The following is a 22,932-nucleotide window of genomic DNA, read 5'->3' as shown; positions in this document are numbered from 1 at the left end:
TGAGGGTGGCAGGACGGTAGGTGCCGGCGTAGTAACCGAGATCATTGAATAAGAAGAGTACTCACTTTTATGCAAGGAGGGAGCAAAGTGGCCCGACAGAAGATACGAATTCGATTAAAGTCCTATGACAGCGGGATTCTTGATCAATCAGCCCAGAAGATAGTCGAAACGGCAAAACGCACGGGGGCCAAGGTATCGGGCCCCATTCCACTGCCCACGGAGAGAAGCCTCATCACTATTTTAAGAGCTCCGCATAAATACAAGGATTCCCGCGAACAGTTTGAGATGAAAACTCACAAAAGATTGATAGATATTCACGAACCCACGAATAAAACTGTGGATGCGTTGATGAAACTGGATCTGCCTGCAGGAGTGGACATTGAAATAAAACTGTAAGCCGTAAGATGGGAGGTGGAAAGGAATGAAAAAGGCAATACTCGGAAGAAAATTGGGAATGACCCAGTATTTTACCGAAAAAGGGGAAGCCATACCGGTAACCGTGATTGAAGCGGGGCCGTGTGTGGTGGTTCAGAAGAAAACGGTGGAAAACGATGGCTACGAGGCTTTAAAAGTAGGTTTTGTGGATGTAAAAGAAAACAGGTTAACAAAGCCGTTGCTGGGTCAATTCAAGAAATACCAGTTGAAACCAAAAAAATATCTCAGGGAAATAAAAATAGATGAAATGGATAAATACAACGTAGGCGACGAAATAAAGGTGGATATTTTTAAACCCGGCGATAGAGTGGATGTAACCGGTATATCCATCGGTAAAGGATTTGCCGGTGGTGTCAAAAGGTGGAATTTCAACAGGGGACCCATGTCCCACGGTTCAATGTACCACAGGAGGCCCGGTTCGGGCGGTGCCACGGATCCCGAAAGGGTATTTAAAGGAAAGAGGATGCCGGGGCATTTGGGACACGAAAGGGTAACGGTGCAGAACCTTGAAATTGTTAAGGTGGATCCTGAAAGAAATATTATGCTCGTAAAGGGTTCGGTGCCCGGTATTAAAAAATCACTTCTATATATAAAATCCACAGTAAAGGGCGGTAAATAGGACTAAGTAGTATAGAAAGGAGGAGCCCAATGCCAAAGGTAGCATTATATAACATGCAAGGAGAAAGAATTGGAGAAGTGGAACTGGCAGACAGCGTTTTTGGGCAGGAAGTTAAGCCGGAAGTAATGCATCAGGTAGTGGTTAACTACTTGGCCAATCAAAGGCTCGGAACGGCTTCCACTAAAACGAGAGGCGAGGTAACGGGCGGAGGAAGAAAACCCTGGAGACAAAAGGGAACCGGCCGGGCAAGACACGGCAGTATCAGGTCTCCCCTCTGGATTAAAGGCGGTATCGTTTTCGGCCCAAAACCGCGTTCTTATAAATACAGGCTTCCCAAAAAATTAAAGAGGGTAGCTTTAAAATCTGCCTTGAGCGCAAAGGTCAGGGACAATGAGATTATAGTTATAGATAAACTGGAAATCGAACAGCCCAAGACCAAAGTAATGGTAAAGGTTCTGGAAAATTTAAAGGCTGATAAAAAATCCCTTATCGTTTTAGATTCGCCGGATATAAATGTACAGAGGTCGGCGAGGAATATACCAGGGGTAAAAACTATAACCGTAGATACGATAAACGTATACGATTTACTAAACCATGAAACTCTTATCATGACACTGGATGCGGTAAAAAAGGTCGAGGAGGTGTACGCCTGATGAAAGATCCCCACGATATAATTTTAAGACCGTGGATTACGGAAAAATCAATGGCTTTAAGAGAACTCGGAAAATACACATTTGTCGTTCATCCTAAGGCCAATAAGACGGAAATTAAAAATGCTATCGAAACGATTTTTGGTGTTAAGGTGGAAAAGGTTAACACGATAAATGTGCGCGGTAAAAAGAAGAGAGTTGGGGTACATGAAGGTAAAAGACCCGACTGGAAAAAGGCCATTGTTACTCTTAAAAAGGACAGTAAACCAATAGAATTCTTTGAAAGCCTGTAATAACAGATAGTCTGATAAAAGGAGGGAAAAAAGGTGGGCATAAAAAAATTCAAACCCACTTCGCCGGGTGTTAGATTCATGACAGTATCCACCTTTGAAGAAATAACAAAGAAAGAGCCCGAAAAATCCTTGGTAGAAATACTGAGGTCAAAGGCCGGCCGCAACATGCAGGGCAGAATCACTGCAAGGCATAGAGGCGGCGGCCATAAGAGGAAGTACAGAATAATCGATTTTAAAAGGGATAAGGATGGAGTTCCGGCAAAAGTGGTGGCGATTGAATACGATCCCAACCGTTCTGCGAGGATAGCACTCCTTAATTACAGGGATGGAGAAAAAAGGTATATCCTGGCACCGGTGGGTTTAAAGGTAGGAGACATAGTGGAATCGGGGCCAAATGCGGATATTAAACCCGGGAATGCCCTGCCCCTTGCCAACATTCCCGTAGGTACAATGGTCCACAACATCGAATTGTATCCGGGCAGGGGTGGTCAGCTGGTCAGGGCAGCCGGAGCTGCAGCACAGATCATGGCAAAGGAAAATGGCTACGCTACTCTACGCCTTCCCTCCGGGGAAATGAGGCTCATTCCTGAAGAATGCAGAGCTACCGTAGGCCAGGTAGGAAACTTGGAACACGAAAATATATCTATCGGTAAGGCCGGACGCTCAAGATGGCTCGGGAGAAGGCCGCACGTCCGTGGTTCTGCAATGAACCCGGTAGACCATCCCCACGGTGGTGGTGAGGGTAAGGCTCCAATTGGCCGCGAGCATCCGGTTACTCCCTGGGGTAAACCCACTCTCGGTTACAAGACCCGTAAGAAGCACAAGGCATCGGATAAGTTTATAGTGAAACGTCGCAAATAAGGTGGAAAGGAGGCGCAGGTGATGGGGCGCTCTGTTAAAAAGGGACCATTTGTTGATCCCAAGCTCTTGAAGAAAATAAAGGCTATGAATGAAAAAAGGGAAAAGAAGGTTATTAAAACCTGGTCAAGGGATTCCACGATAATACCGGAAATGGTAGGACACACCATAGCAGTGCATGACGGCAAAAAGCATGTACCGGTTTACATTACCGAGGATATGGTAGGGCATAAATTAGGCGAATTCGCACCCACGCGCACCTTCAGAGGTCATGGAGCTCATACAGAAAAGTCCACAGCCCTGAAGTAAAAAGGTTGTAAAGGAGGTAAAAAAAGTGGAGGCCAGGGCACAAGCAAGATATGTCCGCATAGCCCCCAGAAAGGTAAGGATAGTCCTTAATCTGATAAGGGGCAAAAGTGTTCAGGAAGCCCTGTCGATTTTGCAATTCACTCCCAAGAGGGCTTCCAGGATTGTTGAAAAATTATTGCGCTCGGCAATAGCCAACGCTGAGAATAATCACAACATGAACCCCGATGCTCTCTATGTATATAAATGTTATGCCGATCAAGGACCTATGATGAAAAGGTTTCATGCGAGAGCAATGGGCAGGGCGGCGATGGTACGCAAGAGAACCAGTCATATTACCGTAGTTTTGAAGGAAAAGGAGGGATAATTTTGGGTCAAAAAGTACACCCTCATGGATTAAGACTTGGGATTATAAGGGATTGGGATTCGCGCTGGTACGCCGAGAAAAATTTTTCGGACTTGGTACTGGAAGATTTCAATATAAGAAAATACATTAAGACGAAGTTTTATCAGGCCGGGGTTTCAAAAATCGAAATAGAAAGGGCTGCGAACAGGGTAAAGGTAATAATCCATACAGCAAAACCCGGAATGGTTATCGGTAAGGGCGGAACGGGTGTTGAGGAACTCCGGGTAGAGCTGGAATCCATGACGAAAAAGCAGGTTTCTATTAATGTCATAGAAATAAAAAATCCGGATTTAGATGCTCAGTTAGCAGCTGAAAATATTGCGGCCCAGATAGAGAGGCGTATATCCTACAGAAGAGCCATGAAACAGGTAATTGCCAGGGCTTTTAAAGCCGGTGCCAAAGGTGTTAAGACCATGGTTAGCGGTAGATTGGCAGGCGCTGAAATAGCAAGGTCCGAATGGTACAGGGAAGGTACGATCCCCTTGCAAAAATTGCGGGCCGATATTAGTTACGGATTTGCGGAAGCTCATACTACCTACGGCAGGATCGGTGTTAAGGTTTGGATATACAAAGGTGACGTCCTCCCCAAAGCAAAAGGAGAAAGGACGGCAGAAGGAGGGGCGGTAGAAAATGTTAATGCCGAAACGAGTGAAGTATAGAAAGCAGCAAAGAGGCAGAATTAAGGGCAAGGCTACGAGAGGAACGGAAGTAACTTACGGCGAATACGGGCTTCAGGCATTAGAACCTGCGTGGATTACGAGCGCGCAGATTGAAGCTGCCAGGGTTGCCATTACAAGGTACGTAAAAAGAGGCGGCAAGGTTTGGATAAAAATATTCCCCGATAAACCGGTTACTAAAAAACCCGCGGAAACCCGTATGGGAAGCGGTAAAGGGTCCCCGGAATTCTGGGTAGCTGTTGTAAAGCCGGGCAGAATACTCTTTGAGCTGTCGGGCGTATCGGAAGAAGCGGCCAAGGAGGCGCTGACCTTAGCCGCACATAAACTGCCGATAAAGACGAAAATAGTAAAGCGTGAAGGATTGGGCGGTGATGTAAATGAAGGCTAAACAGATAAGAGAAATGTCGGATCAGGAACTGGTTCAAAAGTTAAAGGAGTTGAAGGGGGAACTGTTCAACCTTAGATTTCAAAAGGCAGTAGGGCAGTTAGATAATCCCATGAGGATTAGAGAGGTAAAAAAGACCATAGCGAGAATAAAAACCATAATGACCGAAAGGGAAAGACAGGCGAAGGCTCAAAAAGCTTGATTAAAGGAGGGATACGATGGAACGTAAAAATAAAAGGAAGGTCAGGATCGGCGTAGTGGTCAGCGATAAAATGGATAAAACCATCGTGGTAGCTACGGAAAAATTAATAAGGCACCCTCTTTACGGCAAAACCATAAAAAGGACAAAGAAATTCAAGGCCCATGACGAAAACAACGAATGCCGCGTGGGTGATATCGTAAAAATTATGGAAACCAGGCCTTTAAGTAAAACGAAGAGATGGAGATTGGTGGAAATAATTAAAAGAGCCCAGTAATTTCTAAGGAAGGAGGGTTAGAGCATGGTACAGGTACAGACCCGACTCAATGTAGCTGATAATACCGGAGCAAAAGAAATAATGTGCATTCGAGTTTTAGGGGGCTCCAACAGAAAATTTGCTGGAGTTGGTGACATAATAGTGGCATCGGTAAAAGATGCTGCCCCCGATGGAATGGTAAAAAAAGGGGATGTGGTTAAAGCAGTAATAGTAAGGACCAGGGCTCCCCAAAGAAGACCCGATGGTTCATATATAAGATTTGATGATAATGCGGCGGTAATAATAAATGAGGATTTAAACCCAAAAGGAACGAGAATTTTCGGCCCGGTAGCCAGGGAGTTAAGGGATAGAAATTTTGCAAGAATTATTTCCTTAGCGCCCGAAGTTTTATAGTGGGAGGTGTAAAACGTGGGCAAGGTCCATATCAAAAAAGGGGATACGGTAGTTGTCATATCGGGCAAAGATAAGGGGAAAAAGGGAAAGGTTTTAAGGGTGTTCCCCAAGGAAAGCCGCGCCATAGTTGAAGGTGTAAATATGGCTACAAAGCATAAAAAGCCTTCTCCCAAGTTCCCGCAGGGCGGAATAATACACCAGGAACTTCCTGTTTATACTTCAAAGTTGATGATAGTTTGCTCGAAATGCGGCAAACCCACAAGAGTTGGGCATACCTTTTTGGAGGACGGTACAAAGGTAAGGGTATGCAAAAAATGTAATGAAGTAATAGATAAATAACCATAGCTGAAAGGAGGGAATTCAATGCCCAGACTTAAGGAAAAATATGAAAACGAAGTGGTACCAGCGCTTATGAAAAAATTCAATTATAAGTCGGTGATGCAGGTTCCCCGCTTGGAAAAAGTAGTGATAAACATGGGAATAAGTGATGCAAAAGAAAATCCCAAGGCAATCGAGTCGGCCTGCAACGATATAGCCGTAATAACCGGACAAAAGCCCGTAGTTACCAAAGCAAAGAAGTCCATTGCATCCTTCAAAATACGTAAAGGAATGCCTATCGGTGCAAAAGTGACTCTTCGCGGTGTAAGGATGTACGATTTTTTGGATAAACTTTTTAACGTTGCCTTACCCAGGGTTCGCGACTTTAAGGGAGTTTCTCCGGATGCCTTTGACGGTAGAGGAAATTATACCCTGGGAATAAAAGAACAGTTGATTTTCCCGGAAATTGATTACGATAAGATAGACAAAATAAGGGGTATGGATATTACAATTGTGACAACGGCAAAAACCGATGAGGAAGCCAAGGAGCTTTTGCAAAATCTCGGAATGCCATTTGCTCGATAGAAAGGAGGCGGGGAATAATGGCAAAAAAATCCCTTATAGCCAAACAGAAAAGGCCTCAAAAATTTTCCACCAGATATTACCACAGGTGCAAGATTTGCGGAAGGCCAAGGGCTTATTTAAGGAAATTTGGTATCTGCAGGTTGTGTTTCAGACAGCTTGCTCACAGGGGAGAAATCCCGGGAGTGAAAAAGGCCAGTTGGTAATTGCGACGAAAGGAGGTATTTAAATGGCAATTACGGATCCAATTGCTGACATGCTGACCCGAATAAGAAATGCAAATGACGCGGGCCATTCAAATGTGGAGGTACCGTGTTCAAAGATAAAGAAGGCTATCGCACAAACCTTGAAGGACGAGGGTTACATTCAGGATTTTGAGGTCATCGAGGATGGTAAGCAGGGAATCCTTAAAATACATCTAAAATATGGGCCCAATAAGGAAAAGGTAATTACCGGTATTAAAAGGATTTCAAAACCCGGCTTAAGGATATACGTTAGAAAGGATCAGGTTCCAAAGGTATTGAACGGTCTTGGAATAGCTATTCTTTCTACATCTAAAGGAATAATGACCGATAAAAGGGCAAGACAAGAGGGAGTAGGTGGCGAAGTAATTTGCTACGTATGGTAATCTATATGCAAGGGAGGTGCTAAAAAATGTCCAGAGTAGGCAAAAAGCCTGTGGAAATACCGAAAAATGTCGAAGTTAAGATTGAAGGAAACAAGGTAACGGTAAAAGGCCCCAAAGGAACCATAACAAAAGAATTTCATAAAAGTATGACAATTAAGATGGAGGACGGAAAGGTAATTGTTGAAAGGCCTTCCGATGAAAAAGAGCATAAAGCGCTCCACGGACTCACCCGCACCATTATTGCCAATATGGTAAACGGCGTTGTAAACGGGTACCAAAAGAGCCTGGTGCTGGAAGGCGTGGGCTACAGAGCGGCAAAGCAGGGGAATAAATTGGTACTAACTGTGGGGTACTCCCATCCAGTAGAAATAGAGGCTCCAGAAGGCATTGAATTTGAAGTGCCCGCACAGAATAAGGTTATTGTAAAAGGAATAGATAAGGAGCTTGTAGGCATAACGGCCGCTAACATAAGGAAGGTTAAGGAACCCGAACCCTACAAAGGGAAGGGCATCAGATATGAAAACGAAGTAGTGAGGAGAAAAGTAGGTAAGGCCGGTGCTAAATAAGGCATTAAGGAGGGTAGGTTATGATTATTAAAGAATCGAGAAATGAGGCACGGAAGAAGCGCCATCGCAGAATCAGAAAAAAGCTTTTCGGCACAGCGGAAAGACCAAGATTAAGCGTTTTCAGAAGCTTAAAACACATATACGCTCAAATAATAAATGATGAAATTGGTCATACCCTTGTAGCCGCTTCCACCCTTGATCCTGAGCTAAAGGATAAGGTCACGGGATGCAATGTGGAAGCAGCAAGAATGGTCGGCGAATTAATAGCAAAAAGAGCCCTGGAAAAGGGTATCACAAAGGTAGCCTTTGACAGGGGCGGATATCTATATCACGGCAAGGTAAAAGCTTTGGCAGATGCGGCCAGGGAAGCGGGCCTCGAATTTTAAAAGGAGGAGGTTAGAGAATGCAAAAGGGTCGGGAAGTAGAAGAATTTGTGGAAAAAGTGGTCACCATAAAAAGGGTTTCGAAAGTTACAAAAGGTGGCAAAAACTTCAGGTTTGCAGCTCTTGTGGTAGTGGGCAATAAAAACGGCAAAGTGGGAGTTGGCACGGGAAAGGCTCTCGAAATACCCGATGCGATAAGAAAAGGCATAGAAAATGCCAAGAAAAACATGATTGATGTACCGGTTATAAATGGAACCATTCCCCATGAGGTAATAGGAGAATCCGGGGCTGGCAAGGTTTTGATTAAACCTGCCGTAGAAGGAACGGGCGTAATTGCGGGTGGTCCTGTGAGGGCTGTTCTGGAATTGGCCGGAATAAGGAACGTTGTCAGCAAGTCACTCGGCTCCAATAATGCCAAAAATATGGTGGATTCGGCTATGGATGCCTTAAAACAGCTTAAACGCCCTGAAGATGTGGCAAGATTAAGAGGGAAAAGCTTGAAGGAGATCTTAGGGTAAGGGATTTAATTGTAAGGAGGTGTTTTAATGAGGCTACATGATCTTAGACCTGCAGAAGGTTCGAGGAAAAAAGCCAAAAGAGTGGGTAGGGGTACTGGTTCCGGGCACGGTAAAACGGCTACCCGCGGTCACAAAGGACAAAAGGCAAGAACGGGCGGCGGAGTAAGACCGGGATTTGAAGGCGGTCAGATGCCCCTTTATAGAAGGATTCCCAAAAGGGGATTCACCAATGTATTCAAAAAAGAATTTGTGGTGGTAAATGTTAAAGCATTGAACGATTTCGAGGATAATACAAGAGTTACGCCGGAACTACTCATCGAAAAAGGCATTATTAAGAATATTAGAGATGGAGTAAAAATCCTTGGTGATGGGGAATTAACAAAAAAATTAGAAGTGGTAGCCCATGCTTTTTCTAAATCGGCTATTGAGAAGATTGAGGCTGCCGGTGGCAAAGCCGAGGTGATATAATGCTGGATGCCCTCAGGAACGCTTGGAAAATCCCGGATTTAAGAAAAAGACTTCAGTTTACCCTTTTGATGCTGGTGATTTTCAGAATAGGGGCCTTCGTCCCCGTTCCGGGGATGAACCCGGAAGCGGTAAAGCAACTTATTGAAAAGGGCGCTTTACTGGGATTTTTTGATATAATCGCCGGTGGAGCTTTTAAACAGTTTTCGGTATTTGCAATGAGTATCACTCCCTACATTAACGCATCCATTATAGTTCAGCTTTTGACTATCATAATTCCCAAATGGGAGGAACTTGCTAAAGAAGGGGAAGCGGGTAGAAAGGAACTGGCAAAATATACCCGCTACGGAACGGTTATCCTGGGTCTTATCCAGGCAGTAGGTCTTGCCATCGGATTCAGGAGCGCTCTGGTCTACAAGGGATTTTTCGGGAGCCTTATCGTAGTAATAAGCTTAACGGCCGGAACCGCATTTTTGATGTGGGTTGGCGAACAAATAACGGATAAAGGCATCGGAAACGGAATTTCGCTCCTTATTTTCGCCGGTATTGTATCGAGATTACCCAGCGGTATCTACCAGGTATTTCAGTACGTGCGTGTAGGTACAACAAATATATTCATGGTATTGATTTTCGCTGTTTTTGCCGTTGCGGTTATCGTCGGGGTAGTAGCTGTTCAGCAGGCGGAAAGAAGGGTACCGGTGCAGTACGCTAAAAGGGTAGTGGGCAGAAGGGTGTACGGAGGTCAATCCACACATATACCCATGAAGTTAAACGCCGCAGGGGTTATACCGGTTATATTCGCTATGTCCATTCTCCTAACACCCAGCACCATAGCAGGATTTTTCCCCAACAGCCGGGTAGCCGTCTCCATAGCCAATGCTATAAAGCCCGGGGGATGGGTATATGCAACCCTTTATGCCGCGTTAATAGTATTTTTCACCTATTTCTACACGGCGGTTACTTTTAATCCTGCGGATATCGCCGAGAATATGAAAAAATACGGTGGATTTATTCCGGGTATGAGACCGGGTAAACCTACTGCCGAATACCTGGATAAAATCATGAGCAGAATTACGCTTATCGGAGCCCTCTTTTTGGCAGCAATAGCGATTTTACCGTATATTATTACGGGAGTTACGGCTCTAAATATTTATTTTGGCGGTACGGCGCTTTTAATAGTCGTGGGTGTTGCTTTGGAGACTATGAAATTAATCGAAGCCCAGATGATAATGAGACATTACGAGGGCTTCTTGAAATAGGAGATGAGATTAATGAATCTTGTGTTGCTGGGGCCCCCCGGGGCGGGTAAAGGTACGCAAGCTAAAAAGTTATCGGACTACTATGGAATTCCTCATATCTCCACGGGCGACATTTTAAGAGCTGCGGTCAGTGAGGGAACTGCCCTCGGGTTAAAAGCTAAGGAATATATGGAAAAAGGTCTTCTGGTACCCGATGACTTGATTATGAGTATTATAAATGAACGTTTAGAAAAGCCCGATTGCCGTAAAGGTTTTGTTATGGACGGCTTTCCACGGACGATTAATCAGGCCGAGGGATTGAAAAAGTTACTGGATGAAAAAAATACTAAACTCGATGCGGTAATTTATTTTGAAGTACCTAAGGAAGAATTGATCGAGAGGTTTACCGGCAGAAGGGTTTGCGGCAGCTGCGGTGCTACCTACCATGTAAAATACAACCCTCCTTCAAGGGAAAACACCTGTGATAAATGCGGCTCCGAGCTCATAATACGGGCGGACGATAAAAAGGAGACTGTAGAAAAAAGGATAAGCGTATACGAAGATGAAACAAAACCTTTGATACAATATTACGAAAAAGAAGGTCTTTTAATATCCATTGACGGTACAAAACCCATAGACGAAGTTTTTGAAGAATTAATAAGCCTTTTAAGAGGCGAAAAACGATGATAATTATAAAATCAAAAAGAGAAATCGATTTAATGAAAAAGGCCGGAAAAGTGGTGGCAAAGGTTTTGGAAGAGATTAAAAAGGCTATTAAGCCCGGAATCGCCACAATAGAACTTGACAGGATCGCGGAAGATATCATTAAAAAATACAATGCTATTCCGGCATTCAAAGGTTACAGGGGATATCCGGCAACCATTTGCTCTTCAATTAACGAAGAGGTAGTTCATGGAATTCCTGGTTTAAGATTCCTAAAAGATGGTGATATTATTAGTATAGATGTAGGCGCGGTGGTAGATGGTTACTGTGCAGATGCTGCCAGGACGTATCCCGTAGGAGAAATATCGGAAACGGCAAAAAAATTGATAATGGTAACCGAATACAGCTTTTTTGAGGGTATAAAATACGCTACTCCCGATTACAGGCTGTCGGATATATCCCATGCCATTCAAAGCTATGTGGAAAGCAACAATTTTTCGGTTGTAAGGGATTACGTTGGGCACGGGATAGGGAGAAAAATGCACGAAGAACCCCAGGTGCCGAACTTCGGGCCTCCCGGCAAAGGTCCGCGCCTTCGAGAAGGGATGACCCTGGCTATAGAGCCGATGGTGAATGTGGGTGGATATGAAGTGGAGACGCTAATAGACGGATGGACGGTAGTAACGAAGGACAGAAGCTTATCCGCTCACTATGAAAATACCATAGCTATAACGGACGGAGAACCCGAGATTTTAACCTTAGGTTAGGAAGGTGCTTGTATGCCGGAAGTGGAATTAGGTCAATTGGTGATATCGAAGGCTGGAAGAGATAAAGGGAGACCCATGATTGTAGTAAAAATAATAGATAAGGAGTACGTTCTTGTCGCCGATGGTGAACTTCGGCGGATAGAAAAACCAAAAAAGAAGAAATTAAAGCATCTGCAACTTACCGGCAAAAAGGACGGATTTATTTACGAGAAATTAATTAATAATAGAAAGGTGTATAATGAAGAAATACGACGAGCCCTCGAAGAACTTACAGGAAAACCCGGTGAAATCAAGGGTTCCAAAGGAGGGGAGTAGGGCTTATATGTCTAAGGAAGATGTTATAGAAGTGGAAGGTACCGTAGTGGAACCTTTACCTAACGGCATGTTCAGGGTTGAACTGAAAAACGGGCATAAGGTTCTTGCACACGTTTCGGGTAAGATAAGGATGAACTATATACGAATTTTACCTGGAGACAAAGTGACAGTGGAGCTTTCGCCGTACGATCTTACACGGGGACGGATAATATACAGACACAAGTAAGGGTGAGGGAGGAACGAGACATGAAGGTGAGACCATCTGTCAAGAAGATTTGTGAAAAGTGTAAGATAATAAAGAGAAAAGGCAGAATTATGGTAATCTGCGAAAATCCCAAGCACAAACAAAGACAGGGTTAAAGGAGGTTTAAGTGAATGGCGCGTATAGCGGGTGTGGATTTACCCAGAGATAAAAGGGTAGAAATTGCACTGACATATATCTACGGTATTGGCAGGAGCCTTTCCAATAAAATTTTGAAGGAAGCCAATGTAAATCCCGATACCAGGGTAAAGGATTTAACGGAAAAGGAAATCAGCAAATTAAGGGATATTATCGAGAAAAACTACAAAGTCGAAGGCGATTTGAGAAGAGAAGTCGCCATGAACATCAAAAGGCTAATAGAAATTGGATGCTACAGGGGAATAAGGCATAGAAGAGGCTTACCGGTGCGCGGACAGAGAACAAGAACAAATGCGAGGACAAGGAAAGGACCGCGCAAGACGGTAGGTACAAGGCGAAGCAAATAATTTTTAGCGGGGGTGAATAAAAAGTGGCTGTTGTGAAAAGGCGCAAGGATAAAAAACGCGTAGAAAAGGGGAAGGCTCATATTCATTCAACCTTTAATAATACTATCGTAACCATAACCGATGAGGCAGGTCATCCTTTGACCTGGGCGAGTGGAGGCACGGTAGGATTCAAAGGGTCAAGAAAGGGTACACCTTTTGCTGCTCAGTTGGCCGCTGAAGCAGCTGCAAAAAAAGCAGCAGATTTCGGGTTAAAAACCGTGGAAGTGTATGTAAAAGGGCCCGGACCAGGAAGGGAAGCTGCCATAAGGTCGCTTCAAGCAGCAGGGCTTGAAATCACTGTAATTAAAGATGTTACTCCCATACCCCATAACGGCTGCAGGCCACCTAAGAGAAGAAGAGTATAACAATTTTAAGGAGGGATCAGAATGGGAAGATATACCGGACCATCCTGCCGTCAATGCCGCAGAGAAGGTATTAAGCTGTATTTAAAGGGAGAACGCTGCTATACTCCCAAGTGCGCTATTGAGCGCCGCGGTTATGCTCCCGGTCAGCACGGGCAGGTTAAAAAGAAGCTTTCCGAATACGGAATACAGCTTCGTGAAAAGCAAAAGGCTAAAAGAATATACGGAGTTCTGGAAAATCAGTTCAGAATTTATTTCGAAAGAGCTACCAGACAAAAAGGCGTTACGGGTGAAAACCTTTTAAGGCTATTAGAGTTAAGGCTGGATAATGTGGTTTACAGATTGGGATTTGCCAAATCCAGAACTCAGGCAAGACAGATTGTAAGGCACGGACACATTGAAGTGAACGGGAAAAAGGTAACAATACCTTCCTATCAGGTAAGAGCAAAAGACATAATAGCGGTAAGGGAAAAGAGCAGGGATCTTGAATTTTTCAAAGAAATAGCCGAACTGGGCAGAACAAGAATAGTGCCCGATTGGCTGTCGGTGAATTACGATACGCTTACGGGAGAGGTATTAAGGGTACCCAATAGAGAAGATATCGATATACCGGTGCAGGAGCACCTGATAGTAGAGCTCTACTCCAAATAATTAAGCCCTCAGTGGATTTTTTAGCAAGGAGGGTAAATAGAACATTATGAATGAATTTGAAAAGCCAAGGATAGAATTGGTTGAGGTCAGCGAGGATAATACCTACGGAAAATTGGTAATCGAGCCCCTGGAAAGAGGCTACGGCACAACCCTTGGCAATTCTCTCAGAAGGGTCTTGCTCTCATCAATACCCGGTGCAGCAGTAACATCAATAAAGATAGACGGAGTTCAGCACGAATTTTCCACAATTCCAGGAGTTCTGGAAGATGTGGTAGAAATTATCCTTAACATAAAAGGATTGGCAATTAAGATGTATACGGATGAACCAAAGATTCTCAGAATCGAAGCTCAGGGAGAGGGAGAAGTCACCGCTGAGGATATTATATGCGATGCGGATGTGGAAATAGTGAATAAGGATCACCACATAGCAACTCTTGAAAAAGATGCGAGATTCTTTGCGGAACTTACCCTTGAAAAAGGAAAGGGCTATGTCAGCGCAGAGAAAAACAAAAAACCCGGGCAACCAATTGGAGTAATACCCATTGATTCAATTTTCACACCTGTAATCAAGGCGAATTATACGGTGGAACATACCCGTGTAGGCTATGTTACGGACTATGATAAGCTAACCTTAGAAGTATGGACAAACGGCACTATAAAACCCGATGAGGCGGTTAGCGAAGCCGCAAAAATCCTGATAAATTACTTTGGATTGTTTACAGGACTATCGGAGATGACGAAAAAAGTGGAAGCTCCGGTAGAAAAGGAAAAGGATGAAAAGGAAAAACTTCTTGAAATGCCGATAGAAGAACTGGATTTGTCCGTCCGCTCTTATAACTGTTTGAAGAGGGCGGGAATAAACACCATAGGAGAACTTATCCAGAAAACACCTGAAGATATGATGAAGGTAAGAAACCTGGGTAAGAAATCCTTGGAGGAAGTGGAAGAAAAACTCGCAGCATTGAATCTTTCATTGAAAAAATCAGAAGACGCATAAGAGGAGCAAAAGTAAGGAGGGAAGAGAAATGAGAAAATTGGGCAGGGATAGCGGACACAGAAAAATGATGCTCCGCAATCTTGTAACATCCCTTTTAAGACACGGCAGGATAATTACCACCGAGACGAGAGCTAAGGAAGTAAGGAGTATTGCGGAAAAAATTATTACAACAGCGAAGAAAAACGATCTTGCATCCAGGAGATTGGTGCTGGCAGAGGTTCTTGATGAAACCACGGTAAAAGAACTTTTTGATAAAATTGCTCCAAAATACCAGGACCGAAATGGCGGCTACACGAGAATAGTAAAAATCGGACCGAGAAGGGGAGACTCCGCGGAACTGGTGGTTCTGGAATTAATATAAAAAATTCGCTGGAAGGACCAGGAGAGCTCTTATATATGGTAAAGGGGGCTTTACAATGGCCGCCGAAATCAGGCTGGAAAATGTTTTCTACCAGTACTCTCAAAGTAAAGATCTTGCCCTGAAGGAAATAAATTTAACAATAAAAAAGGGAGAATTCGTAGCTATTATAGGGCCCAATGGGTCTGGAAAGTCTACCCTTGCAAAATTGTTTAACGGCCTTTTTACCCCCACGGAAGGTGATGTATGGGTAGACGGATTAAATACCAGGGATAAGGATAGGATTTGGGATATAAGGCAGAAAGCGGGTTTGGTTTTCCAAAATCCTGACAATCAAATAGTGGCTACAATAGTAGAGGAAGATGTGGCCTTTGGCCCGGAAAATCTGGGAATCCCACCCGAAGAAATCAGGAAAAGGGTATATGAAGCTCTGAAAACCGTGGAGCTTTATGAATTCGCCCAGAAAGCCCCCCATCTCTTATCCGGCGGCCAAAAACAGAGGGTTGCAATAGCAGGAATTCTTGCCATGAAGCCCGATTACATTATTCTGGATGAGCCTACTGCTATGCTTGACCCCGTGGGGAGAAGGGAAGTCAACAACACGATAAAAAAACTGAACCGGGAAGAGAATAAAACCATCATACTCATTACCCACTTTATGGAAGAAGCGGTTCAAGCCGATAGGGTTTTCGTTATGGAAAAGGGCAAAATTGTAATGGAAGGAAGCCCAAAGGATATCTTTTCAAAGGTGGAAAGGTTAAAGCAAATTGGCCTGGATGTACCCCAGGTTACGGAGCTGGCTAACAGTCTTCGGGCAGAAGGCCTGGATGTAAGAGGCGATATTTTGACAATAGACGAAATGGTGGAATGTTTATGCCGATTATTATAAAAAACCTTTCACATATATATATGCCCGGGACGCCGTTTGAATCCGTAGCATTAAAAGACATTAACTGGGAAATAAGCGATGGTGAATTTTGGGGGTTAATAGGGCATACCGGTTCCGGAAAATCAACGCTAATTCAACATTTGAACGGTCTTTTAAGACCTACTTCCGGAGAGATTATAATTGATGGCGTTAACATTGCCGATAAAAAGGTAAATCTAAAAGAAATCAGGCAAAAGATAGGGTTGGTTTTTCAATACCCCGAACACCAGCTTTTCGAAGAAACTGTGGAAAAAGACGTAGCTTTTGGACCAAAAAATATGGGGCTCACGGAAGAGGAAATAACGATAAGGGTAAAAGATGCTTTAGAGGCCGTGGGATTGGATTACCGGGAGGTAAAGGATAGGTCTCCCTTTGAATTGAGCGGTGGGCAAATGAGAAGGGTGGCAATAGCCGGAGTCCTGGCTATGAAACCCAAAGTCCTTGTACTGGATGAACCAACGGTAGGACTTGATCCCAAAGGGCGGGATGAGATATTAGAAGAAATAGTCTATCTCAGGAAAAAGTATGAAATGACCATTATTCTCGTATCTCACAGCATGGAAGATATTGCAAGGCTGGTGGATAAAATTGCGGTTCTTCACAGAGGCCAGTTGGTAAAGTGCGGAACCCCGAAGGAGATTTTTAAGGACCGGGAAGGCCTTTCTTCCATAGGCCTCGATGTTCCTCAGATTACTCATCTTATGTACCGACTGAGGGAAAGAGGATGGGATGTACCAACCGATGTGCTCACCGTGGAGGAAGCAAAAAAGGCCATTTTAAAAGTAATAAGGGGGAAAGGCTATGCGCGAGCTTAGCATAGGGCAGTACATTCCCGGAGATTCCTTTATCCACCGGCTGGACCCCAGGACCAAAATAATAATAACCTTTGTGTTCATGATAGTGCTGTTCGTAATAAATGATTTTTCTGGGTATATATTCCCTGTTATTTTTATAATACTTTCAGCCCTGTATTCGAAAATATCTATAAAGTACATGATCAAAGGCTTAAGGCCATTGCTTTTTATAATTTTACTGACCTTTGTATTGAATATTTTTATGATAAAGGGAAGGATATTGTACGAGATAGGGCCCTTTGATATTACTTATGAGGGGCTTTATCAGGGCGTTTTTATGGCCTTAAGATTGATATTTCTAATAGTCGGTACGTCACTCTTAACCTTGACCACCTCTCCTATATTGATGACCGATGGGATAGAATACCTTTTAAAACCCTTTAAGCGCGTAGGAGTACCTGCCCATGAGCTGGCAATGATGATGACCATTGCATTACGTTTTATTCCTACACTTTTAGAAGAAACGGACAAAATTATGAAGGCGCAGATGGCAAGGGGTGCTGATTTTCAAAGCGGAAACATCATAAACAGGGCTAAAAGTCTTGTGCCTATATTAGTCCCCCTTTTTGTAAGTGCCTTCCGGCGTGCGGATGAACTGGCAATGGCCATGGAATCGAGATGCTATAAGGGTGGAGAAAACAGGACCAGGATGAAAGAACTGAAAATGACTGCAAATGATGTACTGGCATTTATGATTACCGCGGTAATGGTGGGAGGATGTGTTGCCAGCAGGTTTTTGTGGTAGGTGGCAAAATCAATGAATATTAAATTAGAAATAGAATATGATGGTACAAATTACCACGGGTGGCAGAAACAAAAAAATTCCTTAACGGTTCAAGAAGTACTGGAAGAGGCCATAGGGGAAATTACCGGTGAAGAAATAAAATTAATTGGAGCGGGCAGAACGGATGCCGGCGTTCACGCAAGGGGACAGGTGGCAAATTTTCATACTAACACCCGCATTCCTGTGGAAAGATTACCCTGTGCTATAAACAGCCAGTTACCACCGGATATCGTTATAAAAAACGCAGAAATCGTTCCAGAAGATTTTCACGCCAGGTATAGCGCAAAATCCAAAGTATATACCTATAATATATACAATTCCATGTATTTATCACCCTTTTACAGGATGTACAGCTATTTTTATCCCTACCAGCTTCATATACCTTCAATGAAGCAGGCGGCGGAATGCTTTGTAGGTGAACACGATTTTTCCGCATTTATGTCTTCTCAAAGCAGCGTAAAAAATACAGTCAGAAATGTAAAAAGGCTGGAGATTTATAAGGAAAAGGACCTGATAACTGTAGAAATAGAAGCTAATGGATTTTTATACAATATGGTAAGGATCATTGCGGGAACTCTTTTGATGGTGGGAATTGGAAAGATAAAACCGAACGAAATTCCGGATATAATTAGATCAAAGGACAGGAAAAGAGCAGGTCCTACTCTGCCGGCCAACGGATTGTTTCTTGAGAAAGTGATTTACGATTAAGCTTGACATTAAAAAAAAAAGTTAATAAAATAACCTTGTGATTAAGGAGGGATATAATGAAAACCTTCATGGCTAAAAAAGGTGAGATTAAACGCGAATGGTATATCATAGATGCCGCTGATAAACCCCTTGGAAGGCTCGCAGCTCAGGTGGCAAAAATTTTGAAAGGAAAGCATAAACCCATATATACTCCTCATGTGGATACCGGGGATCACGTAATCGTAGTAAATGCGGAGAAAGTAATTTTAACGGGTAAAAAACTGGACAAAAAGATTTATTTCCGCCATTCAATGTATCCCGGCGGATTAAAGGCTGAAACTTACAGGAGCTTTTTAAAGAGAGCACCGGAAAAGGCTGTATATAAAGCGATCTGGGGTATGCTGCCTCACAATTCCCTGGGCAGAAAGATGATTAAAAAGTTAAGGGTTTACAGAGGGCCTGAACATCCGCATCAAGCCCAGCAGCCAAAGGAATTACCCTTTGAAGGATAATAGGAGGAAAGGAGCGAGAGGATGAAAGATGCTATCTTAACCACCGGCAGGAGAAAGACCTCGGTGGCAAGGGTTTGGATAAAACCGGGAAACGGGCAGATTACTATTAACAAAAGGCCTTTTGAAGAGTATTTTACATTAGAAACCTTAAGGCAAGAGGTTTTAAAGCCCTTTGCAGTTACCAATACTCTTGGGAAATTTGATGTGGTTGCAAAGGTAGAGGGCGGTGGATTTACCGGCCAGGCCGGAGCTGTACGCCATGGCATTGCAAGGGCGCTGCTTCAAATTGACGAATCTTTTAGACCGGTATTGCGCAAGGAAGGACTATTAACCAGGGACCCAAGAATGGTGGAAAGGAAAAAGTACGGGCTCAAAAAAGCACGCCGTGCCCCGCAATTCTCAAAACGTTAAAGAAGGACGGAGTCCTTCTTTTTTCTTTGAATTAAAAAGATAAAATATTGACAATTAAATATATATTAAATTATTTTCAGAAAAACTATTTTGCAGGTTTTCATTGGTATATAATTATAGACAAAAGGTAATTAAATAAATAAAAGGTTAAAATAAATAAATAATTAATAAAAAAGGGGGATAAAAATGACTCACGATCTTATAATTATAGGTGGAGGTCCTGCAGGGCTTTCAGCAGCAATTTACGGAGCAAGGGCAAGATTAAAGACATTGGTTGTGGAAAAGATGTATGCCGGTGGACAGGCGGCTATTACCGACAGGATTGAGAATTATCCGGGGTTTGTGGAAGGTATAGGCGGAATGGAACTTACCGAAGCGATGAAAATGCAGGCAGAAAGGTTCGGAGCAAAATTCGTTAATGGAGAGGCTCAAAGGATAATACCAAAGGATGATGGCTTTATCGTAGAATTAAAAAATGAACAATTAGAGGCAAAATCAGTGATCCTTGCAATGGGCGCGGAAGCCAGAAAATTGATGGTTAAAGGCGAGAAGGAATTTACCGGCAGGGGGGTCTCCTATTGTGCTACCTGTGATGGTGCATTTTATACGGACAGGAAGGTAGTAGTTGTAGGTGGAGGAGACTCTGCCATAGAAGAAGCCCTTTACTTAACAAAATTTGCGGAAAGTGTAACGGTAGTACACAGGAGAAATGAATTAAGGGCTACCAAGATACTTCAAGAAAGGGCCTTTTCCAATGAAAAAATAAAATTCCTGTGGGACTCGGTAGTAAAAGAGGTTAAGGGACAAGAAGCGGTAGAGGAAATTGTGATAAAAAATATTAAGACCGGGGAAATTACTTCTTATCCTACCGATGGCGTTTTTGTAGCTATTGGATGGGAGCCGAATTCCAATATCGTAAAAGGACTTGTAAACCTGAACGAAAGAGGCTATATAATTACCGATGAAAATATGGCTACCAATGTCCCGGGTATTTTTGCCGCGGGAGACATCAGGGAAAAGTCTTTGAGGCAGGTTATAACTGCTGCTGCCGATGGCGCTATAGCTGCGGTTTCGGCAGAAAAATATATAGAAGAAAGGTGATAATCCCCTCGGCCCTACGCATAATTTTTGCGTAGGGTTTTAAAATAAATGTATAAATAAAGCCTATGAAAAATTAATGAAAATTCTTGACATCGGATTTCCACTGAATTATAATTACAAAAGTATAAATTCAAAAAAACTTTATTAAAGCCTTAAAGATTTAAGAATAATAGCGCTTATTTATGAATAATAAATTCATAATAAAAGAAGAATTTTATTGGTAAGAGGGGAGAAAAAGAATGGCGAATAAAAAAGAAGTGGTTTTGACTCAGGAAGGGTTAAAAAAATTGGAAGAAGAATTGGAGTATTTAAAATCTGTAAGGAGAAAAGAAGTTGCAGACAGGATTAAACAGGCAATTGCCTTTGGAGATATTAGTGAAAATTCAGAATACGATGAAGCCAAAAATGAACAGGCCTTCGTGGAAGGGAAAATAGCGATGATCGAAGAAAAGCTCCGCAATGCCAAAGTAATAGATGATGCGGATATTTCAACCGAGGTTGTCACACTGGGCTCAAAAGTGCTGATAAAAGACCTTGAAACAAATGAAACTATTGAATATACCCTGGTAAGTTCGGCAGAAGCAAATCCTATAGAATATAAAATCTCTAATGAGTCTCCCGTAGGCAAGGCTTTAATGGGGGCAAAAAAGGGAGATGTGGTGGAAGTCCAGGTACCCATAGGGAAAATCAAGTATAAAATAGAGGAGATAAAAAAATAAAATTAAATAGATGGAGGGTAAAGGATGGAACACTTTGAAAGCGAGATAAACGAACTTATCAAGGCAAGAATTGATAAATTAGAAGAATTAAGATCTATGGGAATAAATCCCTACGGTCAAAAATATGAAAGGACTCACAATTGTCAGGAAATAAAGGATGAATTTGAAAAATTAGAAGGCCAGCAGGCGAAAATAGCAGGAAGAATAATGGCGGTAAGGGAACACGGAAAAGCGGCCTTTTTTGATATTCAGGATGAAAAAGGCCGCTTGCAGGTATATATAAAAAAGGACAGGGTAGGAGATTTTACCTTTGAACTTTTTAAAAAATTAGACATAGGGGATATAGTAGGAGTAGAAGGAACGATATTCAGAACGCATAAAGGAGAGATTTCGCTAAATGCAGAAAAATTAGTTCTCCTTTCCAAATCCCTCCGCCCGCTTCCGGAAAAATGGCATGGGCTAAAAGATGTAGATTTAAGATATAGACAGAGATACTTAGATTTAATAGTAAATCCGGATGTAAGAAAGACCTTTATTATAAGAAGCAAGATAATAAAGGCCATAAGGGATTACTTAGATAATTTAGGATTTATGGAAGTGGAAACCCCTATATTAACTCCAATAGCCGGGGGTGCAGCTGCAAGGCCTTTTATAACTCACCATAATGCTTTAGATATTGATTTATATTTGAGGATAGCAACGGAACTTTACTTAAAAAGACTTATAGTCGGAGGCTTTGAAAAGGTTTATGAGATAGGTAAGGACTTTAGAAATGAAGGCATTTCGATAAAACACAATCCCGAATTTACTATGATCGAACTTTACCAGGCTTATGCGGATTATAAGGATATGATGGAACTCACGGAAAATCTGATTTCTCATGTGGCACAAAAGGTACTGGGGACTACAAAAATTGTATACCAGGGCGAAGAAATTGACCTGACGCCCCCCTGGACGAAAATGACGATGGTAGAAGCGGTTAAAAAACATACGGGAATTGATTTTGATGAAGTAAAAACTGATGAAGAAGCTCGAAAAATAGCCAGGGATTTAAATGTGGAAATAGGGGACAAGGATACAAAAGGAAAAATCCTCAACATTATTTTCGAAGAAAAAGTAGAAGGGCATTTGGTACAACCCACTTTTATTCTTGATTACCCCATAGAAATATCGCCCCTTGCTAAAAGAAAAGAGGACAACCCCGATTTTACATACCGCTTTGAACTATTTATAACTCGAAGGGAAATGGCGAATGCCTTTTCGGAATTAAATGATCCAATAGACCAGAGGGAGAGATTCTTACAGCAACTTAAAGAGAGGGAAGCAGGAGACGAAGAAGCCCATATGTTTGACGAGGATTTTGTGAACGCGCTGGAATACGGAATGCCTCCAACGGGAGGACTCGGGATTGGGATAGATAGACTCGTTATGCTTTTAACCGATTCCTACTCCATAAGGGATGTAATATTATTCCCGACCATGAGACCAAAAGCATAGCTTTTTTAGGCTATCCACCTTTTAAGAGGTGGATAGTTTTTTGTACCTTAGGCAAGATTAAAACTATGGTGAAAAGCGGGATGGAATAAAGAGGAATAATAATAATTTTTAGAGGGGATACTAATTTACGTGAAGAAATTAAATCAATAAAATAACATAAAAATAGCATATTTATTTTTGTTTGGCAAAGCAAACATTTAAAAAAGTGAGCATAATAACCTTAATGAAAGATTATAAGAAATAATTGTCGAATAAGGCGATTTTTGATGATTGAAAACACAGCTGCAGTTATGATATATTACAAAAGCGCGCCGTTGAGGCGCAAGAGACGAAGGAAAAGACGA

At 42.6% G+C, this 22,932-nt stretch carries 40 protein-coding genes; all 40 read left to right on the top strand.

Features of this window, described 5'->3' with window-relative positions; translation table 11 throughout:
- Positions 1–87: 87 nt before the first annotated feature.
- The 40 genes from rpsJ (at position 88) to lysS (ending at position 22,588) form a co-directional block, all read left to right on the top strand.
- Positions 88–396, top strand: coding sequence for a 30S ribosomal protein S10 (gene rpsJ / locus ACPLOV_RS10820; RefSeq protein WP_424910180.1), 309 nt, complete (start codon positions 88–90; stop codon positions 394–396).
- Between the two features lie 25 nt (positions 397–421).
- Complete coding sequence (gene rplC, locus ACPLOV_RS10815) at positions 422–1,054, top strand: 50S ribosomal protein L3 (RefSeq protein WP_424909495.1); 633 nt, start codon at positions 422–424, stop codon at positions 1,052–1,054.
- A gap of 29 nt (positions 1,055–1,083) precedes the next feature.
- On the top strand, positions 1,084–1,707 hold the full coding sequence (gene rplD / locus ACPLOV_RS10810) for a 50S ribosomal protein L4 (protein WP_424909496.1): 624 nt from the start codon (positions 1,084–1,086) through the stop codon (positions 1,705–1,707).
- Complete coding sequence (gene rplW, locus ACPLOV_RS10805) at positions 1,707–1,997, top strand: 50S ribosomal protein L23 (protein ID WP_424911147.1); 291 nt, start codon at positions 1,707–1,709, stop codon at positions 1,995–1,997. Before rplD ends, rplW begins: the two co-directional genes overlap by 1 nt.
- Positions 1,998–2,030: 33 nt before the next feature.
- Entirely contained in the window at positions 2,031–2,858 is an 828-nt protein-coding gene (rplB, locus tag ACPLOV_RS10800) for a 50S ribosomal protein L2 (protein ID WP_068749357.1), read from the top strand.
- A 21-nt stretch (positions 2,859–2,879) separates the two neighbouring features.
- Positions 2,880–3,164: a 30S ribosomal protein S19 gene (gene rpsS / locus ACPLOV_RS10795; protein WP_068749356.1), complete on the top strand. Its 285-nt coding sequence runs from the start codon at positions 2,880–2,882 to the stop codon at positions 3,162–3,164.
- Between the two features lie 25 nt (positions 3,165–3,189).
- The gene (rplV, locus tag ACPLOV_RS10790; RefSeq protein WP_424909498.1) at positions 3,190–3,528 is read left to right on the top strand and encodes a 50S ribosomal protein L22; all 339 of its coding nucleotides are present in this window, start codon (positions 3,190–3,192) and stop codon (positions 3,526–3,528) included.
- Positions 3,529–3,530: 2 nt separating this feature from the next.
- Positions 3,531–4,226 carry a 30S ribosomal protein S3 gene (gene rpsC, locus ACPLOV_RS10785; protein ID WP_424909499.1) on the top strand — a complete coding sequence of 232 codons (696 nt, stop codon included), beginning with the start codon at positions 3,531–3,533 and terminating at the stop codon, positions 4,224–4,226.
- Positions 4,198–4,632, top strand: a complete 435-nt coding sequence (gene rplP / locus ACPLOV_RS10780; RefSeq protein ID WP_068749353.1) for a 50S ribosomal protein L16 — start codon at positions 4,198–4,200, stop codon at positions 4,630–4,632. The genes rpsC and rplP overlap by 29 nt, the downstream gene beginning before the upstream one ends.
- Positions 4,622–4,831 (top strand): 50S ribosomal protein L29, encoded by a 210-nt coding sequence (rpmC, locus tag ACPLOV_RS10775; protein ID WP_068749352.1) that lies wholly within the window; start codon positions 4,622–4,624, stop codon positions 4,829–4,831. The genes rplP and rpmC overlap by 11 nt, the downstream gene beginning before the upstream one ends.
- 16 nt (positions 4,832–4,847) lie before the next feature.
- The gene (gene rpsQ, locus ACPLOV_RS10770; protein ID WP_424906417.1) at positions 4,848–5,105 is read left to right on the top strand and encodes a 30S ribosomal protein S17; all 258 of its coding nucleotides are present in this window, start codon (positions 4,848–4,850) and stop codon (positions 5,103–5,105) included.
- Positions 5,106–5,129: 24 nt separating this feature from the next.
- Positions 5,130–5,498, top strand: coding sequence for a 50S ribosomal protein L14 (gene rplN / locus ACPLOV_RS10765; RefSeq protein WP_424909500.1), 369 nt, complete (start codon positions 5,130–5,132; stop codon positions 5,496–5,498).
- A gap of 15 nt (positions 5,499–5,513) precedes the next feature.
- The gene (gene rplX, locus ACPLOV_RS10760) at positions 5,514–5,837 is read left to right on the top strand and encodes a 50S ribosomal protein L24 (protein ID WP_068749349.1); all 324 of its coding nucleotides are present in this window, start codon (positions 5,514–5,516) and stop codon (positions 5,835–5,837) included.
- Between the two features lie 24 nt (positions 5,838–5,861).
- The gene (gene rplE, locus ACPLOV_RS10755) at positions 5,862–6,401 is read left to right on the top strand and encodes a 50S ribosomal protein L5 (protein ID WP_424909501.1); all 540 of its coding nucleotides are present in this window, start codon (positions 5,862–5,864) and stop codon (positions 6,399–6,401) included.
- A gap of 17 nt (positions 6,402–6,418) precedes the next feature.
- A complete protein-coding gene (locus ACPLOV_RS10750; protein WP_068749347.1) occupies positions 6,419–6,604 on the top strand; it encodes a type Z 30S ribosomal protein S14 in 186 nt (61 codons plus the stop codon).
- A gap of 23 nt (positions 6,605–6,627) precedes the next feature.
- A complete protein-coding gene (gene rpsH / locus ACPLOV_RS10745; protein WP_424909502.1) occupies positions 6,628–7,026 on the top strand; it encodes a 30S ribosomal protein S8 in 399 nt (132 codons plus the stop codon).
- Between the two features lie 26 nt (positions 7,027–7,052).
- Positions 7,053–7,592, top strand: a complete 540-nt coding sequence (gene rplF, locus ACPLOV_RS10740; protein WP_424909503.1) for a 50S ribosomal protein L6 — start codon at positions 7,053–7,055, stop codon at positions 7,590–7,592.
- Between the two features lie 20 nt (positions 7,593–7,612).
- Entirely contained in the window at positions 7,613–7,978 is a 366-nt protein-coding gene (gene rplR / locus ACPLOV_RS10735) for a 50S ribosomal protein L18 (protein WP_424909504.1), read from the top strand.
- Between the two features lie 17 nt (positions 7,979–7,995).
- Positions 7,996–8,493, top strand: a complete 498-nt coding sequence (rpsE, locus tag ACPLOV_RS10730; protein WP_068749343.1) for a 30S ribosomal protein S5 — start codon at positions 7,996–7,998, stop codon at positions 8,491–8,493.
- 27 nt (positions 8,494–8,520) lie between these two features.
- Entirely contained in the window at positions 8,521–8,961 is a 441-nt protein-coding gene (gene rplO / locus ACPLOV_RS10725; protein WP_424909505.1) for a 50S ribosomal protein L15, read from the top strand.
- Positions 8,961–10,217 (top strand): preprotein translocase subunit SecY, encoded by a 1,257-nt coding sequence (secY, locus tag ACPLOV_RS10720; RefSeq protein WP_424909506.1) that lies wholly within the window; start codon positions 8,961–8,963, stop codon positions 10,215–10,217. Before rplO ends, secY begins: the two co-directional genes overlap by 1 nt.
- A 12-nt stretch (positions 10,218–10,229) precedes the next feature.
- A complete protein-coding gene (locus ACPLOV_RS10715) occupies positions 10,230–10,883 on the top strand; it encodes an adenylate kinase (RefSeq protein ID WP_424909507.1) in 654 nt (217 codons plus the stop codon).
- Positions 10,880–11,626 carry a type I methionyl aminopeptidase gene (gene map, locus ACPLOV_RS10710; protein WP_424909508.1) on the top strand — a complete coding sequence of 249 codons (747 nt, stop codon included), beginning with the start codon at positions 10,880–10,882 and terminating at the stop codon, positions 11,624–11,626. Before ACPLOV_RS10715 ends, map begins: the two co-directional genes overlap by 4 nt.
- 12 nt (positions 11,627–11,638) lie before the next feature.
- The gene (locus ACPLOV_RS10705; protein WP_424909509.1) at positions 11,639–11,941 is read left to right on the top strand and encodes an RNA-binding protein; all 303 of its coding nucleotides are present in this window, start codon (positions 11,639–11,641) and stop codon (positions 11,939–11,941) included.
- Between the two features lie 7 nt (positions 11,942–11,948).
- Positions 11,949–12,167: a translation initiation factor IF-1 gene (gene infA / locus ACPLOV_RS10700; RefSeq protein WP_068749337.1), complete on the top strand. Its 219-nt coding sequence runs from the start codon at positions 11,949–11,951 to the stop codon at positions 12,165–12,167.
- A gap of 20 nt (positions 12,168–12,187) precedes the next feature.
- Complete coding sequence (gene rpmJ, locus ACPLOV_RS10695; protein WP_068749336.1) at positions 12,188–12,301, top strand: 50S ribosomal protein L36; 114 nt, start codon at positions 12,188–12,190, stop codon at positions 12,299–12,301.
- Positions 12,302–12,316: 15 nt separating this feature from the next.
- Positions 12,317–12,688, top strand: a complete 372-nt coding sequence (rpsM, locus tag ACPLOV_RS10690) for a 30S ribosomal protein S13 (protein WP_068749335.1) — start codon at positions 12,317–12,319, stop codon at positions 12,686–12,688.
- A 23-nt stretch (positions 12,689–12,711) separates the two neighbouring features.
- Positions 12,712–13,092 (top strand): 30S ribosomal protein S11, encoded by a 381-nt coding sequence (gene rpsK / locus ACPLOV_RS10685; RefSeq protein WP_068749334.1) that lies wholly within the window; start codon positions 12,712–12,714, stop codon positions 13,090–13,092.
- 21 nt (positions 13,093–13,113) lie between these two features.
- Complete coding sequence (gene rpsD, locus ACPLOV_RS10680; RefSeq protein ID WP_068749333.1) at positions 13,114–13,740, top strand: 30S ribosomal protein S4; 627 nt, start codon at positions 13,114–13,116, stop codon at positions 13,738–13,740.
- 46 nt (positions 13,741–13,786) lie between these two features.
- Positions 13,787–14,737, top strand: a complete 951-nt coding sequence (locus tag ACPLOV_RS10675; protein WP_424909531.1) for a DNA-directed RNA polymerase subunit alpha — start codon at positions 13,787–13,789, stop codon at positions 14,735–14,737.
- 28 nt (positions 14,738–14,765) lie between these two features.
- Complete coding sequence (gene rplQ / locus ACPLOV_RS10670; protein WP_068749331.1) at positions 14,766–15,098, top strand: 50S ribosomal protein L17; 333 nt, start codon at positions 14,766–14,768, stop codon at positions 15,096–15,098.
- A gap of 55 nt (positions 15,099–15,153) precedes the next feature.
- Positions 15,154–15,984 (top strand): energy-coupling factor transporter ATPase, encoded by an 831-nt coding sequence (locus ACPLOV_RS10665; protein ID WP_424909532.1) that lies wholly within the window; start codon positions 15,154–15,156, stop codon positions 15,982–15,984.
- Positions 15,969–16,838 carry an energy-coupling factor transporter ATPase gene (locus ACPLOV_RS10660; protein WP_068749329.1) on the top strand — a complete coding sequence of 290 codons (870 nt, stop codon included), beginning with the start codon at positions 15,969–15,971 and terminating at the stop codon, positions 16,836–16,838. The genes ACPLOV_RS10665 and ACPLOV_RS10660 overlap by 16 nt, the downstream gene beginning before the upstream one ends.
- Positions 16,825–17,622, top strand: a complete 798-nt coding sequence (locus ACPLOV_RS10655) for an energy-coupling factor transporter transmembrane component T family protein (RefSeq protein ID WP_424909533.1) — start codon at positions 16,825–16,827, stop codon at positions 17,620–17,622. The genes ACPLOV_RS10660 and ACPLOV_RS10655 overlap by 14 nt, the downstream gene beginning before the upstream one ends.
- 12 nt (positions 17,623–17,634) lie before the next feature.
- Entirely contained in the window at positions 17,635–18,369 is a 735-nt protein-coding gene (truA, locus tag ACPLOV_RS10650; protein WP_424909534.1) for a tRNA pseudouridine(38-40) synthase TruA, read from the top strand.
- 56 nt (positions 18,370–18,425) lie between these two features.
- Positions 18,426–18,860 (top strand): 50S ribosomal protein L13, encoded by a 435-nt coding sequence (gene rplM, locus ACPLOV_RS10645; RefSeq protein WP_424909535.1) that lies wholly within the window; start codon positions 18,426–18,428, stop codon positions 18,858–18,860.
- A gap of 21 nt (positions 18,861–18,881) precedes the next feature.
- Entirely contained in the window at positions 18,882–19,271 is a 390-nt protein-coding gene (rpsI, locus tag ACPLOV_RS10640) for a 30S ribosomal protein S9 (RefSeq protein WP_424909536.1), read from the top strand.
- A 186-nt stretch (positions 19,272–19,457) separates the two neighbouring features.
- Positions 19,458–20,372 (top strand): thioredoxin-disulfide reductase, encoded by a 915-nt coding sequence (gene trxB / locus ACPLOV_RS10635; RefSeq protein WP_424911146.1) that lies wholly within the window; start codon positions 19,458–19,460, stop codon positions 20,370–20,372.
- 239 nt (positions 20,373–20,611) lie between these two features.
- Positions 20,612–21,091, top strand: a complete 480-nt coding sequence (greA, locus tag ACPLOV_RS10630; RefSeq protein ID WP_068747222.1) for a transcription elongation factor GreA — start codon at positions 20,612–20,614, stop codon at positions 21,089–21,091.
- A 24-nt stretch (positions 21,092–21,115) separates the two neighbouring features.
- Positions 21,116–22,588, top strand: a complete 1,473-nt coding sequence (gene lysS, locus ACPLOV_RS10625; protein ID WP_424909538.1) for a lysine--tRNA ligase — start codon at positions 21,116–21,118, stop codon at positions 22,586–22,588.
- Positions 22,589–22,932: the final 344 nt, after the last annotated feature.

Origin of the sequence: Thermovenabulum sp. (assembly GCF_049723235.1) — a bacterium.
In the GTDB taxonomy this organism is placed as follows: Bacteria; Bacillota; Thermosediminibacteria; order Thermosediminibacterales; family Thermosediminibacteraceae; genus Thermovenabulum.
This window is presented reverse-complemented; position numbering and strand designations above follow the sequence as displayed.

Bases quoted from the DNA above. Each gene is read 5' to 3' on its own strand.
- rplC (WP_424909495.1), top strand. From the start codon at position 422: ATGAAAAAGGCAATACTCGGAAGAAAATTGGGAATGACCCAGTATTTT.
- rplD (WP_424909496.1), top strand. From the start codon at position 1,084: ATGCCAAAGGTAGCATTATATAACATGCAAGGAGAAAGAATTGGAGAA.
- rplW (WP_424911147.1), top strand. From the start codon at position 1,707: ATGAAAGATCCCCACGATATAATTTTAAGACCGTGGATTACGGAAAAA.
- rpsS (WP_068749356.1), top strand. From the start codon at position 2,880: ATGGGGCGCTCTGTTAAAAAGGGACCATTTGTTGATCCCAAGCTCTTG.
- rplP (WP_068749353.1), top strand. From the start codon at position 4,198: ATGTTAATGCCGAAACGAGTGAAGTATAGAAAGCAGCAAAGAGGCAGA.
- rpmC (WP_068749352.1), top strand. From the start codon at position 4,622: ATGAAGGCTAAACAGATAAGAGAAATGTCGGATCAGGAACTGGTTCAA.
- rpsQ (WP_424906417.1), top strand. From the start codon at position 4,848: ATGGAACGTAAAAATAAAAGGAAGGTCAGGATCGGCGTAGTGGTCAGC.
- rplN (WP_424909500.1), top strand. From the start codon at position 5,130: ATGGTACAGGTACAGACCCGACTCAATGTAGCTGATAATACCGGAGCA.
- rplE (WP_424909501.1), top strand. From the start codon at position 5,862: ATGCCCAGACTTAAGGAAAAATATGAAAACGAAGTGGTACCAGCGCTT.
- ACPLOV_RS10750 (WP_068749347.1), top strand. From the start codon at position 6,419: ATGGCAAAAAAATCCCTTATAGCCAAACAGAAAAGGCCTCAAAAATTT.
- rpsH (WP_424909502.1), top strand. From the start codon at position 6,628: ATGGCAATTACGGATCCAATTGCTGACATGCTGACCCGAATAAGAAAT.
- rplF (WP_424909503.1), top strand. From the start codon at position 7,053: ATGTCCAGAGTAGGCAAAAAGCCTGTGGAAATACCGAAAAATGTCGAA.
- rplR (WP_424909504.1), top strand. From the start codon at position 7,613: ATGATTATTAAAGAATCGAGAAATGAGGCACGGAAGAAGCGCCATCGC.
- rpsE (WP_068749343.1), top strand. From the start codon at position 7,996: ATGCAAAAGGGTCGGGAAGTAGAAGAATTTGTGGAAAAAGTGGTCACC.
- rplO (WP_424909505.1), top strand. From the start codon at position 8,521: ATGAGGCTACATGATCTTAGACCTGCAGAAGGTTCGAGGAAAAAAGCC.
- secY (WP_424909506.1), top strand. From the start codon at position 8,961: ATGCTGGATGCCCTCAGGAACGCTTGGAAAATCCCGGATTTAAGAAAA.
- ACPLOV_RS10715 (WP_424909507.1), top strand. From the start codon at position 10,230: ATGAATCTTGTGTTGCTGGGGCCCCCCGGGGCGGGTAAAGGTACGCAA.
- map (WP_424909508.1), top strand. From the start codon at position 10,880: ATGATAATTATAAAATCAAAAAGAGAAATCGATTTAATGAAAAAGGCC.
- ACPLOV_RS10705 (WP_424909509.1), top strand. From the start codon at position 11,639: ATGCCGGAAGTGGAATTAGGTCAATTGGTGATATCGAAGGCTGGAAGA.
- infA (WP_068749337.1), top strand. From the start codon at position 11,949: ATGTCTAAGGAAGATGTTATAGAAGTGGAAGGTACCGTAGTGGAACCT.
- rpmJ (WP_068749336.1), top strand. From the start codon at position 12,188: ATGAAGGTGAGACCATCTGTCAAGAAGATTTGTGAAAAGTGTAAGATA.
- rpsM (WP_068749335.1), top strand. From the start codon at position 12,317: ATGGCGCGTATAGCGGGTGTGGATTTACCCAGAGATAAAAGGGTAGAA.
- rpsD (WP_068749333.1), top strand. From the start codon at position 13,114: ATGGGAAGATATACCGGACCATCCTGCCGTCAATGCCGCAGAGAAGGT.
- ACPLOV_RS10675 (WP_424909531.1), top strand. From the start codon at position 13,787: ATGAATGAATTTGAAAAGCCAAGGATAGAATTGGTTGAGGTCAGCGAG.
- rplQ (WP_068749331.1), top strand. From the start codon at position 14,766: ATGAGAAAATTGGGCAGGGATAGCGGACACAGAAAAATGATGCTCCGC.
- ACPLOV_RS10665 (WP_424909532.1), top strand. From the start codon at position 15,154: ATGGCCGCCGAAATCAGGCTGGAAAATGTTTTCTACCAGTACTCTCAA.
- ACPLOV_RS10660 (WP_068749329.1), top strand. From the start codon at position 15,969: ATGCCGATTATTATAAAAAACCTTTCACATATATATATGCCCGGGACG.
- ACPLOV_RS10655 (WP_424909533.1), top strand. From the start codon at position 16,825: ATGCGCGAGCTTAGCATAGGGCAGTACATTCCCGGAGATTCCTTTATC.
- truA (WP_424909534.1), top strand. From the start codon at position 17,635: ATGAATATTAAATTAGAAATAGAATATGATGGTACAAATTACCACGGG.
- rplM (WP_424909535.1), top strand. From the start codon at position 18,426: ATGAAAACCTTCATGGCTAAAAAAGGTGAGATTAAACGCGAATGGTAT.
- rpsI (WP_424909536.1), top strand. From the start codon at position 18,882: ATGAAAGATGCTATCTTAACCACCGGCAGGAGAAAGACCTCGGTGGCA.
- trxB (WP_424911146.1), top strand. From the start codon at position 19,458: ATGACTCACGATCTTATAATTATAGGTGGAGGTCCTGCAGGGCTTTCA.
- greA (WP_068747222.1), top strand. From the start codon at position 20,612: ATGGCGAATAAAAAAGAAGTGGTTTTGACTCAGGAAGGGTTAAAAAAA.
- lysS (WP_424909538.1), top strand. From the start codon at position 21,116: ATGGAACACTTTGAAAGCGAGATAAACGAACTTATCAAGGCAAGAATT.